The organism is Streptomyces sp. NPDC001002 (genome assembly GCF_053599215.1).
This window is the reverse complement of the sequence record NZ_JBSFLV010000220.1, coordinates 1-12,077: the sequence shown is the minus strand read 5'-3', so window position 1 is coordinate 12,077 and position 12,077 is coordinate 1. Positions and strand designations below refer to the sequence as shown.

Genomic DNA, 12,077 nt, shown 5'->3' with positions numbered 1-12,077 from the left:
ACAATCTGCTCTCCGTGCACGCGGGCGTCGCCGCGCTCGCCGCGGTCTCCGTCGGGAACCTGCCCTCCATCCCCGTACTCGCCGCCTTGGACCCCTGATGCCTGATGCTCCAGTTCGCCCGCCTCCCCGCTGAACACGACCGTGCCGCGGCGCAGTTCGTGCACGAAGACGGGCGCGCGGTCCTGGAGCCCGGGCGGCAGCCGCTGTTCGGCGACGATCACGCATGCGTCCAGCGCGGCCAGCAGTTCGTACGTGCGGGCCGCGACCGTCGGTGACATGCCCTGCGCGGGTTCGTCGACGAGCACCACGCGCGCGTGTGCCAGCAGGGCGCGGGAGAGGGCGAGCATGCGCTGCTCGCCGCCGGAGAGCGTGCCGGCCCGGCGCTGGAGCAGGGGCCGCAGCTGCGGATAGGCGTCGAGGGCGGGGGAGTGGTCGCTCGCGGCCAGCTCCAGGTTCTCGCGCACGGTGAGCGAGCCGAACACGGCCTGCCGCTCCGGGACCAGGCACAGTCCGCGGCGGGCGCGCTCGAACGCCGGCAGCCGCGTCACGTCGACGCCGTCCCACACCACCGCCCCGCCGGACAACGGCACGGTCCCGGCCAGCGCGCGCAGCACGGTCGTACGGCCCGAGCCGTTGCGGCCCAGCAGGACGGTGAGGCCGGGGCCGGGCGCGGCGAGGGTGATGCCGTGCAGGGCCTCCAGGGGGCCGTAGCGCACGCGCGCGTGGCGCAGGGAGACGAAGGTGGAAGTCGTCGGCGTCGCGCGGGAGTCGGTCATACACCGGCCTCTCGGATGCCGGGCGTGCCGAGGGTCTCCAGGACGTGGTCGGCGGGGCCCGAGGCGACGATGCGGCCGGCCGTCATCACGTGGACGACGTCGGCCAGGTCGGCGACGAGATCGAGGTCGTGCTCGACCACGAGGAGGGCGGTGCCGTCGGCCGCCAGAGCCCTCAGCACCCGGGCCATGGCGGCGACTTCGGTGTCGTCGAGGCCGGCGGCCGGCTCGTCGAGCAGCAGCACGCGCGGGCTGCCGGCGAGGGCCCGGGCGAGTTCGACGCGGCGCAGGGTGCCGGTGGGCAGTCCGGCGGCGGGCAGGGCCCGTACCGGCCCGTCGAGTCCGAACAGGCGCAGGGCCCGCTCCACGGCGTCCGGATCGGCGAGGCGACCCTGCTCGGCACCCACGCGGACGTTCTCGGCCACGGTCAACGACGGGAAGACGGCGAGCTGTTGGAACGTCCGCGCGATTCCGAGCCGGGTACGGGCGTGCGCCGCGAGGCGCGTGATGTCCCGCCCCCCGAAACGCACCTCCCCGCGCGCGGGCCGCACGGTCCCGGCCAGACAGTGGAACAGGGTGCTCTTCCCGGCCCCGTTGGGCCCGACCACCGCGGTGACCTGCCCGGGCCGAACGTTGAGATCGACGCCGTCGAGGGCGGTGAATCCGCCGTAACGGGCGTGCAGGGCGCGGGCGGAGAGGGCGGGGGCACGCGGGGAGACGGCGGGAGTCGAGATGGACGGGGTGGGCGAGATCCGGGAGTTGGAAGTCGCGAGGGTTGCCGAGGTGGCGGTGCCGGCCCGGTCGGGGGTCGGGGTGCGCGGGACATCGGCTCGCCATTCCACCGGTCGCACCCTCGCCCGCACCCGCATCCCCACCGCGGTCAGCGTCACCCCCCGCCGCAGTCGCAGCCGCCCCGCAGCCGTCCGCAGAGCCTCGTACGGCCCCCCGGGAAAGCGGCCGACCAGTACCGCCAGTACGCCGATCAACGCCGCCGCCACCCCGCCCCGCGCACCCGCGTCCAGGCCGACCAGGAGGGCCGCCGCGGCCAGCGCGCCCAGGGTGCTGTCCGCGCCGAGGACCACGACCGCGGCGAACCAGAGGAGGCCGCGTACGGGGTCGTAGGCGCCGGGGTCGAAGGCACGCAGGCCCATGCCGAGCATGCCGCCGCCGAGCGCGGCCAGGGCGGCGCCGGAGACGAACGCGAGGAGTTTGAGGGACGGGACGCGGACGCCCGCCGCCGACGCCCCCGACTCGTGGTCCCGCATGGCCGCGAGGGCCCGGCCGGTACGGCCCCTGCGCAAGGCGTGCGTGGCCAGCAGGGCGGCCGCCAGCAGGGCCAACTCCAGGACGTAGTACGCGCGGTCGCCGTCGAAGCCCGCCGGGCGGTCCAGGGAGAGTCCGGACGTGGCGTACGGCTGCGCGAACACGAACCGGCTCACGCCGACACCCACCGCGAAGGTCGCGAGCGCCAGCGCGAGGCCCCGGCGGCTGATCGCGGGCCAGCCGGTCAGCAGGCCCAGCGGCGCGACCAGGACGACCGCCAGCGCGAGCGCGGCCAGTTCGGGCAGGCGGGGCAGGCCGGGGAAGCGGCCCGCCGCGAGGAGCGCCGTGAACAGGGCGCCCAGGCCCGCGTACGCCGCCTGCCCCAGGGCGAGTTGGCCGCCGCGGCCGGTGACGACCACCAGGGACAGCAGCACCACACCCAGCGCCGGCACCTGGACGGACGTATGCAGGTCCGAGCCCGCGAAGCCGAGCGGGAGGAGGAAGAGCACCACCGCCACGATCCACGCGCCCGGCGGTGTGGACACGCGCGCGGTGGCGGTGCGGGGGAGGGCGTCGCGGGTGCCGATGCGGGGCAGCACCAGGGCGGCCACCAGCAGGGCGACGACGAAGAGGTTCGCGCCGACCGCCTGGAGCAACTGCTCGCTCCGGCCGGAGGGATGCAGCCGCGTCAACTGGCTCTGCGCCACCCCGATCCCGAGGGCCACCACCACGGCGACCGGCAGGCTCCGCATCCGCGCGGCCACCGCGACCGCCACGACCTCCATGACGAGCAGCGGCAGCCCGTACGGGTCGAGGCGGACGTACGGCGCCAGCAGGACGCCCGTCAGGCCCGCCGTGAACGCCCCGAACGCCCAGCCCGCGGCGGCCACCCGGTCCGCGTCGATCCCGCCGAGCACCGCGAGCCGCCGGTCGTCCACCACGGCCCGCAGCTCCCGCCCGAAGCGCGTCCAGCGGATCACCGCCCCGACCCCGGCGGCCAGCACCAGGACGACGGCCAACTGCCCCCAGGGGTCCGCCGACACCAGCTCGGGCGCGTCGTCCCGCGCCCCCTGGCCCCACACCAGCGCGGCCCCGCCGACCAGCAGCACGAAGACCCCGATCGACGCGACCAGTGTCTGCGCGGGATCGCCGCCCAGGATCGCCAACGGGCGGAAGACGAACCGTTCCAGCACCACACCGAGCGCGGGGGCCAGCACCACCAGCGTCACCGTCGCGGCCGGCCACAGCGGCCAGCCCCACTCGACCACGCACTGCCGCAGCACGTACGCGCACACCATGGCGATCGCCCCGTGCGCGAAGTTGAGCACCCCGGTCGCGCGGTACGTCACGATCAGGCCGATCCCGGTGAGCGCGGCGGCGCTGCCGACCGAGAGCCCGGCGAGCGTGAGGTCGTACGTCAGTGACGACATCAGTCGGTCTCTTCGGCGGGCTCGCAGATGGGGCAGGGCCCCAGCTCACCGCTCGCAAGCAGCTTGGCGTCCACCGGGACCGCCTCCGCCTTCCCGGCCACCAGCGGACAGTCCGCGCGGTGGAAGAGCGTGCCGCCCGGCACCATCAGCAGGTCCCCGCTGACCGCCAGGGGCGCGGTGACCGCGGGACCGGACTCGTCGGCGTCGGCGGGCTCGTCGATCAGGAGGCCGTAGAGCTCGTCCACGCGCGCGGCGGCGGCCGTCGTGCGGCCGTGGGTGAGCAGCACCGCGGCGGCGACGATCAGGGCCGCGCCGGGGATCGTGCAGGAGGCGAGGTAGGGCAGCTGGCGCTCGGCGTAGCGCTCGCCGGAGATGCCGTACCAGCCGATCACGCACAGCACCGCGCCCGCGGCGAGCGCGGCCCAGCCGGCCCACAGGACGGGATGCACGCTCCGCAGTCGGGCTGTCCGCATTTCTGGCTCCCACACGTCATGAGTCTGTCCATGTCAGCCAATGGCTTGCACTATGCCTTCTGTCAGCTGACCCTGAAAGCACCGGGTGCGCCCAGCCCGGACCGACACCCGGTGGTGAGCCAGATGGTTCTCGGGAGCGACCTCAGGCGGGGGAACGGCCGATGGAGGGCGGGTGCGGTCGCTGTGACGCTGGCGCTCGCTCCGGTCCTGGCCGCTTGTAGTGACGACAGCGGCGGCAACGACAGCGCACCCCCCACCCCGTCCGTGGCGGAGACGACGAGCGCGCCGGCCAGCGAGCCCGCGGCCACCGCGCCCGCCGACCCGGCGGCGGCCGAGCGACAGGTCAAGGCCAACTGGGAGAAGTTCTTCGACCCGAAGTTCTCCACGAAGGACAAACAGGCCGTCCTGGAGGACGGCGACAAGATGGGACCGGTCCTGCGGGCCTTCAACGGCGACGAACGCGGCGGACAGGTGCAGGCGGAGGTCACCACGGTCGAGTTCACCAAGGCGGACGAGGCGACCGTGACGTACAACCTGACCCTCAACGGCGCCACCGCCCTGCCGAAGGCCTCTGGGACCTCGGTCGAGCAGGACGGCACCTGGAAGGTGTCCGTCAACACCCTGTGCGCGCTGGTGGCGTTGAGCGGCGATGCCTCGCAGTCGCCCGCGGCGGGCTGCTGAGGGGGCGGCTGCCGCGGCGCTGCTCCTGCTGGGCACGGCGTGCGGCAGCCGGCTGCCGGAGAGCGACTTCGGGTCGGGCACGCGTACGCCCGCACCCGCGCGCACCGACACCGCGCCGATCCGCGTCGGCATCATCACCAGCGTCACCAGCCCGGTCGGCGGCGACACCTTCACCGGCCCGCGCGACGGCGCCAAGGCGTGGTTCGACCGCCTCAACGCGCGCGGGGGCATCGACGGGCACCCCGTGGAGGTGCGGGAGTGCGACGACGGCGGCAGCGGGGTCGGCAACAACACGTGCGTGCACCGGCTGATCGACGAGGACAAGGTGGTCGCCCTGGTCGCCACCACCGCGCTGGACTACGCCGGCGCCTCCCGCGTCTCCCACGCGCGCGTGCCCGACATCGGCGGCCAGCCCATCGGCGCCGCCTACGACACCTGGCCGCACCTCTACGGCATCTACGGCAGCCTCGCGCCCCGCGCCGGCACCCCGGGCTGGGGCGGGAAGCTGTACGGCGGCACCGAGGTCTACCGGTACTTCAAGCGCGAGCAGGGCGCCCGTACGGCCGCCGTCGTGTCGTACAACCAGGCCGCCTCCGCCGCCTACGCGCGGCTCGTCGAGCAGGGACTGCGGGCCGAGGGCTACAAGGTCGTCACCGAGCAGGTCGACTTCGCGCTGCCCAACTTCCGCGCCGTCGCGGCCGATCTGAAGCAGCAGGGCGCCGACCTGGTCTTCGACGCCATCGACACGCACGGCAACGCGCAGCTGTGCGAGGCCATGGACGAGGTCGGCGCGAACGTCATCGCCAAGGTCACCAACGTGCAGAACTGGACGTCCACCGTCCCCGACGACTACAAGGACGCGCCGCGCTGCCGCAACGCGCTGTGGGCGACCGGGTCCAGCCGCGACTTCGAGGACACGTCCGACCCGGCCGTACGGGAGTTCCGGGACGCCACCAAGGGCCTGAAGACGCACTCCCAGTGGCAGTTGGAGGGCTGGGCGGCCGGGATGTGGTTCACGGACGCGGCGAAGTCGTGCGCGAGGACGAGGACCGGCCTCGCGCGCGCGTGCGTCGACGGCTTCATGAATCGGAGCGAGAACTACACCGCCGACTGCCTACTGGTTCCCGTCTCCTTCGAGCGGCTCGCCGAACCGCCCAAGACGCGCAGGACGTGTCTGTCGGTGGCCCGCTGGCAGGACGGCAAGGGGTGGGTGGCGCAGGGGGACATGAACAGCACTTGTTTCGAGGTGCCTCAACTCCCGTACAGCCCTTGATAGAGACTTCGACCATGTTGGAGACCTCGGCACGACTCCTGCGCCTCCTCTCGCTCCTCCAGGCCCACCGCGAGTGGTCCGGCGCCGACCTGGCCGACCGCCTCGGGGTCACCCCGCGCACCGTGCGCCGGGACGTGGACCGGCTGCGTGAGCTGGGCTACCCCGTCAACGCCAGCCCGGGCACCGGCGGCGGCTACCAGCTGGGCGCGGGCGCCGAGTTGCCGCCGCTGCTCCTGGACGACGACGAGGCGGTCGCGGTCGCCGTCGGCCTGCGCACGGCCGCCGGGCAGGGCATCGAGGGCATCGGCGAGACCTCCGTACGGGCCCTCGCCAAGCTGGAACAGGTTCTGCCGACCAGGCTGCGCCGCCGCGTCGGCGCCCTGAACGCCTTCACCGTGCCGATGCTCCGCGGCCCCCGGCCCTCCGCCGTGGATCCGGCCGTCCTGACGGAGATCGCCCACCTGTGCCGGGACTCCGAACGGCTGCGCTTCGAGTACCGCAGCCACGACGGCGCCCCCACCCGCCGCACCGTCGAACCGCACCGCCTGGTGTGCACCGAGCACCGCTGGTACCTGGTCGCCTGGGACCTGGAGCGCGTGGACTGGCGTACGTTCCGCGTCGACCGCATCACCCCGAAGCCGCCGCACGGCCCGCGCTTCGCCCCGCGCACCCCGCCCGCCGATGACCTCGCCGCGTACGTCTCGAAGGGCGTCTCCACGCGCGCGTACGCCACGCACGCGGTCGTCCGGTTGCTGGTGCCGTTGGCGGAGGCGGCCGAGCGCGTCTCGCCCTCGTCCGGGCAGCTGGAGGCGGACGGGCCCGACGCCTGCATTCTGCGCACCGGGGCCGCGAGCCTCGACGTGATGGTCATTCATGTGATGTTGATGGGCTTCGAGTTCGAGGTGCTGGAGCCGGTCGAGCTCACCGAGGCGATCAGGACGGCCCGTGACCGGCTGACCCGTTCCCTGGCCCGGGCCGAAGCCGGTCGGGCACCGTGAGGCGGTGCGGTGATTGTGTGCTGGAACCGTGTATTTCCTATGCGTCGTCAGCTCCCGCGGGACCGCGCGGAATCGGCCGGGAATGGACGCCTGGCGGTGCCCGCGGAGGCGGTCTCGGGAAGTTCTCGCGGCACTTTCCGACGGACTATAAGAAGAGCCCTGAGGCCCCCCGGGAATTACGTTCGATTACCGGCGGAAGGCGTACGGAACCGCTCGGCCAGGTGGCGGAGTTCGGACGAAACGCGTGTCGTGATCCTGTGACAGAAGCGTGACCGGAGACGGATACGGAACCCATGGCCGCGGCCTCGGCTTCCCTGCCCGCCCGGCAGGGCCTAGCGTGGCGGCATGGCACCGATTCCGACTCCACCAGCGGAGCCCCAGGATAGTCCGGACGGATACGTCGGCCTCGCCGCGGCCGACGCCGAGCGGCGTGCGCGCGAGCGGGGGTGGTCCACGGTGCGCTCGCTGCCACCGGGGGCGATCATCACCATGGAGTACCGCGTGGGCCGGCTGAACTTCGAGGTCAGGAACGGCAGCGTGGCCCGCGCCTGGAAGGGCTGACCGGCATACGGACCTACGGATGTACGGCGAAGGCCCCGGTTCCTGTCCAGGAACCGGGGCCTTCGCCGTATGGGGGTGGTGGTGCGTACCGACCCCGCCGTCCGTGCCGTCGATCGTGACGCCGATCGGATGCCGGTCAGCCGCCCGTCGCCGGGCGGGCCGGGGCCGGGGTGCCGCGCGGTACGCGGTCCGCGTGCGGTGGACGGCGGCTGCCGACCGGGGTGACGGGCGTGCGCTCCGCGCGCGTGGTGTGCGGGCCCGGGGCCAGATAGACGGGCGCCCGGGCGGTGCGGGAGACCGAGGCCGGCTCGTGCGCCGCGGCCTCGTCCGACGCCGTCGAGTGCGGCTTGACCAGCACGGGTGTCCCCACGGGGAGGGCCGGCGCGGTCGCCCCGGCGGGAGTGCGGGCCCGCCAGCGGTCGCGCAGGTCGAAGATCGCGGTCTCGGCGCGGGTGATCAGCGGCTCGCACCAGGGCAGGGCGAGCAGGACCAGCAGACCGGCGGCCCAGCCGAGCATCACGTCGCTCAGCCAGTGCGTACCGAGGTAGACGGTGGCCATGCCGACGCCCAGGGAGGTGACCGCGGAGACGGCCGACAGCCAGCGGCGGGTCCTGGGGCTGGAGGCCAGATAGGCCAGGATTCCCCAGGTCACGACAGCGTTCGCGGTGTGACCGCTCGGAAATATATCGCCGCCGAGACCCATCTCGTTCGAGCCGATCGTGGTCGCGTAGTGCGGCCCGAGGCGGCCCATGCCGAGCTTGGCGGCGCCGACGGTGATGTTCAGCAGCAGCAGCGAGGCGCCGAGGGTGATCAGCGGGCGCAGGGTGTGCTGCCGCCAGGAGCGCCAGCCCAGCCAGGCCGCGACCATCACCGCGGTCGGGCCGCGCTGGCCGAGCACCACGTAGTAGTCGACGAACCAGTGGATGCCCTGCCATTGCTGGTAGGGGCGGAAGAACATGACCTGCCAGTCGAGGCGGACCAGCCACGAGGTGGTCACCACGGCCCACACGATCGCCAGATAGAAGGCCAGGGTCCCGGTAAGGAGGGCGACCCTGTGCCTGCTCATCTTCGGCACATCGATGTGGGCCGGGCGTTCCGGCTCTCGGTCGAGCCTGGCGAACACCCGGTCCAGACGGGTGAGGGTTCGTTCGGTACGCACCCAATCGACGTTACAGCGAGTGAGCTCAGTTCCCGGGCGAATCAGCGGCTTTGTGATGACGATGTGATGTGGGATTCCTCTCAAGGGAGGGTTTATTTCCGAGGAATCCGCAATGTTGGATGACCGGTTCCTTCAATTCCTTTGATCATTCCAGGGTTCGGTTAAAAGGGACTTATGAATTCGTTCACCTGGAGATGGTGTTGATTTGGCCTGGCCATCACCGGGCGCCACGAGTCGATCATGGTGGTCCCGAGCCGTTCAGCCAGAACGCTCCGTACACGGCCGAGGCCACCGCGATGCCGCCCAGCACCAGCGCCGACCTGCGCGTTCGCAGCCGGGACAGGGCCAGGGCGAGGGGGAGCAACAGGGGGAAGGCGGGCATCAGCAGGCGTGGTTTCGAGCCGAAGTAGCTCGACGCGCACAGGGCGAGCACGGTGACGACACCCGCGTACACCAGCAGGGGGAGCGGTTGACGCTGCCGCACACAGGTGACGTACAGCCGGCCCACAAGGGCGACTCCGACGATCAGTCCCACGCCGGCGAGCGCTCCCGGGATCGAGGTGAACTTGTCGGCGACGAAGCGGGCGAAGGCGTAACCGCCGTCGAAACCGTTGCGCCAGCCCGCCTGGACGTCGAGATAGCCGAGCGGGCCCTTGCCGGTGCGGTGGCCGACCCACAGGACGTAACCGGCGGCGCCCAAGGGCGCGAGGAGCATGGCGAGGGCGCGTCGCCAGGCCGGTGCGCCGGGGTGGGTACGGCCGTCCCCGGGGGAGGGGGCGCATGCCGGGTCTCCCGCGCCCTGCGCGACGGCCGTGCTTCGCTCCCGCCCGAAAGGGTGCCGTGTCCGCGAGGAGACGGACGTGGAGGAGACAGACGGGGAGGACATGAAGGAGACGACTCCCGCCGCCCACACCGCCGCGACCACCGCGAGCCCCACCGGGCGGGTCAGGCCGGACAGCAGCGCCAGCGTGCCGGCGGTGAGCCAGCGGCCGGTCAGGACCGCGTACAGCGACCAGGCGGCCAGCGCGGTGAACAGCGACTCGCTGTACGCCATCGACTGCACGATCCCGACCGGCAGTACGGCCCACACCAGTACGGCGTACACGCCCGCCCGGCGGCCGTACACGTGGTCGGTGACCGCGAAGATCCCCCAGGCCGCGGCGAGCGAGGCGAGCAGCGCGACGACGAAGCCGGCGTCGGCGTAGGACAGCGGGGAGACCGCGGCGATGCCCCGCTCCAGCCAGGGCAGCAGCGGGAAGAAGGCCAGATTCGAGTGGACGTCGCCGTTCGGCAGGCGCACCTCGTAGCCGTAGCCGCCCTCGGCGACCCGCACGTACCAGAGGGCGTCCCAGCGGGCCGTCAGCAGCGTGTACGCGCTCTTGCCGCGCGCGGCGCTCCACAGGGCCAGCACGAGCAGCCCCAGGGCGCGTACGGCCGCGTACCCCAGGAGGGCCGGGGCCGCGCGGCGCAGGGCGGCTGTCGGTCCTGCGCTCGCCGCGCGCGTCTCAAGATCGGTCACGGGCTCGATTATCGACGGCACCCGGAACCGGGGAGCCCGGCGCGGCGTGGACGAAGTCAGGGGGAGTGGCGTACGCCACACGGGTTAGGTGCCAAGTCTGAGAGGTCCGCCACGTGACCGTGGCGCGAACTCGCGTACGCTGACGTGTCACTCGCCTTCGTTGCGCGGGCCGGAGACCACCGCTCCTCTCCGGCCGAGATCACGGGGAGTCCCCACCCTGTGTGCCCGCCGAACGCGAGGGAACATCTGGGAGGTACGTACATGTCCGGGACGACCACGGCCGCCGCTGCGCTGCGCCGTCGGGCGGCCGGGGCCGGTGCAAACCGCTGGGTCGTCCTCGTCGTCCTCTGTGTGAGCCTGCTGCTCGTCGCGGTCGACGCGACCGTGCTGCACGTCGCGGTTCCCGCGGTCACCGAGGACCTGAAGCCCGGCGCGATAGAGCTGCTCTGGATCGTCGACATCTATCCCCTCGTCTGCGCCTCGCTGCTGATCCTCTTCGGCACGCTCGGCGACCGGGTCGGCCGCAGACGGATCCTGCTGCTCGGCTACGGCCTGTTCGGCATCGCCTCCGGCCTCGCGGCCCTCGCGCACGACGCGCAGGTGCTGATCTTCGCGCGGGCGCTGCTCGGTGTCGGCGGGGCGATGATCATGCCGGCCACGCTGTCGATCCTGCGCCAGGTCTTTCCCGACCGGCGGGAGCGGGCGCTGGCGATCGGCATCTGGAGCGCGGTCGCGGCGGTGGGCGCGGCGGTCGGCCCGCTCCTCGGCGGCTTTCTCCTCGAACACTTCTGGTGGGGTTCGGTCTTCCTCGTCAACATCCCGTTGATGCTGATCAGCCTGCCGGTGGGCCGGCTGCTGCTGCCCGAGTCGCGGGGCGCGGGCGACGGTCCGTGGGACGTGGTCGGCGCGCTGATGGCCGCGGCCGGGCTGTTCGGCGTGGTGTTCGGTGTGAAGCGGCTGGGTGGCGGGGAGCCGGTGGACAGCGTGTTCACGGTGGCGCCGCTGGTCCTGGGCGCGGTGCTGCTGGTTCTTTTCGTACGACGTCAACGGCGGCGTACGCATCCGCTGGTGGACCTCGGAATGTTCTCCCGACCGGCGTTCAGTACGTCGGTGGGCTGCATCGTGCTGGCGATGCTGGCGCTGGTGGGACTTGAGCTGATCGCGGCGCAGTACCTCCAACTGGTGCTGGGGCTTTCGCCGTTGGAGACCGGTCTACGACTGCTGCCGCTGACGTTCGCGGCGATGGCGGCGGGGCTGGCGGGGGCGCGGATGCTACGGCGGTTCGGGCCGCGGCGGATGGTGTGTGTCGGGTTCCTCGTGACCGCCGGGGCGGTGTTGTTGCTGACCGCGATGGGCCGTGCCGACAACACGGGGTTGTTGCTGGTCGGGTTCCTGCTGCTGGGGTTCGGGCTTGAGACCACGCTCTTCGGGGCGTACGAGTCGATGCTGAGCGAGGCGCCGCCGTCGCAGGCGGGCGGGGCCGCGGCGGTGGGGGAGACGTCGTACCAGCTCGGTGCGGGGATCGGGATCGCGCTGCTGGGGAGCGTGATGAACGCGGCGTACGCGCCCGGGCTTTCGGCTGTTCCCGGTGTGCCGGCGGCGGCCTCCAAGGCGGCGGGGCATTCGCTGGGCGAGGCGTACGACGTGGCCGCGCGGCTTGGGGGCGTACGGGGCGCTGCGCTGCGCCGGGCGGCCCAGGACTCTTTCGTGCACGGTCTGCATGTCACGTTGCTCGTGAGCGCGGGGCTGTTGCTGCTGGGCGCGGTGATGGCGTTGCGGCTGCCCCGGGTGATGCAGTGCGCGGAACCGGGCGTGAAGGTCGAGGTCCCGGCCCCTCGGGACGTCGCAGAGTCCCGCGTCTCGGCGTAACCAACCTTGGCCCACCCGCCCACCCGTGCGGGCATGTTGAAGGGTGGACGTCGCCTGTGGGGGTGCTTCGCCGCTGGC

9 protein-coding genes and 1 pseudogene are annotated in these 12,077 nt (G+C 72.7%); 5 read left to right on the top strand and 5 right to left on the bottom strand.

What is annotated here, in order from left to right:
• Positions 1–110: 110 nt before the first annotated feature.
• From ACWDR3_RS45065 to ACWDR3_RS45055, 3 genes and pseudogenes are all read right to left on the bottom strand, one after another.
• Positions 111–776 (bottom strand): annotated as a pseudogene (locus ACWDR3_RS45065) (ATP-binding cassette domain-containing protein); the annotation flags it as partial.
• Complete coding sequence (locus tag ACWDR3_RS45060) at positions 773–3,466, bottom strand: ABC transporter permease subunit (RefSeq protein ID WP_450358506.1); 2,694 nt, start codon at positions 3,464–3,466, stop codon at positions 773–775. The pseudogene ACWDR3_RS45065 and the gene ACWDR3_RS45060, both read right to left, overlap by 4 nt.
• Positions 3,466–3,939 (bottom strand): hypothetical protein, encoded by a 474-nt coding sequence (locus ACWDR3_RS45055; RefSeq protein WP_450358505.1) that lies wholly within the window; start codon positions 3,937–3,939, stop codon positions 3,466–3,468. Before ACWDR3_RS45055 ends, ACWDR3_RS45060 begins: the two co-directional genes overlap by 1 nt.
• Before the next feature lie 123 nt (positions 3,940–4,062).
• Between ACWDR3_RS45055 and ACWDR3_RS45050 the strand changes: the two genes are divergently transcribed.
• The 4 genes from ACWDR3_RS45050 to ACWDR3_RS45035 all read left to right on the top strand — a co-directional run bounded on the left by ACWDR3_RS45050 (position 4,063) and on the right by ACWDR3_RS45035 (position 7,452).
• Positions 4,063–4,620, top strand: a complete 558-nt coding sequence (locus ACWDR3_RS45050) for a hypothetical protein (RefSeq protein WP_450358504.1) — start codon at positions 4,063–4,065, stop codon at positions 4,618–4,620.
• Positions 4,589–5,893: an ABC transporter substrate-binding protein gene (locus ACWDR3_RS45045; protein WP_450358503.1), complete on the top strand. Its 1,305-nt coding sequence runs from the start codon at positions 4,589–4,591 to the stop codon at positions 5,891–5,893. Before ACWDR3_RS45050 ends, ACWDR3_RS45045 begins: the two co-directional genes overlap by 32 nt.
• Positions 5,894–5,907: 14 nt before the next feature.
• The gene (locus tag ACWDR3_RS45040) at positions 5,908–6,891 is read left to right on the top strand and encodes a helix-turn-helix transcriptional regulator (protein WP_450358502.1); all 984 of its coding nucleotides are present in this window, start codon (positions 5,908–5,910) and stop codon (positions 6,889–6,891) included.
• A 345-nt stretch (positions 6,892–7,236) separates the two neighbouring features.
• Complete coding sequence (locus ACWDR3_RS45035) at positions 7,237–7,452, top strand: I78 family peptidase inhibitor (protein ID WP_450358501.1); 216 nt, start codon at positions 7,237–7,239, stop codon at positions 7,450–7,452.
• A 136-nt stretch (positions 7,453–7,588) separates the two neighbouring features.
• Here ACWDR3_RS45035 and ACWDR3_RS45030 read toward each other — a convergent pair whose 3' ends face one another.
• Positions 7,589–8,611, bottom strand: coding sequence for a phosphatase PAP2 family protein (locus ACWDR3_RS45030; protein WP_450358500.1), 1,023 nt, complete (start codon positions 8,609–8,611; stop codon positions 7,589–7,591).
• A gap of 238 nt (positions 8,612–8,849) precedes the next feature.
• The gene (locus ACWDR3_RS45025; RefSeq protein WP_450358499.1) at positions 8,850–10,130 is read right to left on the bottom strand and encodes a mannosyltransferase family protein; all 1,281 of its coding nucleotides are present in this window, start codon (positions 10,128–10,130) and stop codon (positions 8,850–8,852) included.
• A 261-nt stretch (positions 10,131–10,391) separates the two neighbouring features.
• On the opposite strand from ACWDR3_RS45025, the gene ACWDR3_RS45020 reads away from it, so the two are divergent.
• Positions 10,392–11,999 (top strand): MFS transporter, encoded by a 1,608-nt coding sequence (locus ACWDR3_RS45020; protein WP_450358498.1) that lies wholly within the window; start codon positions 10,392–10,394, stop codon positions 11,997–11,999.
• The last annotated feature ends 78 nt before the right edge of the window (positions 12,000–12,077 follow it).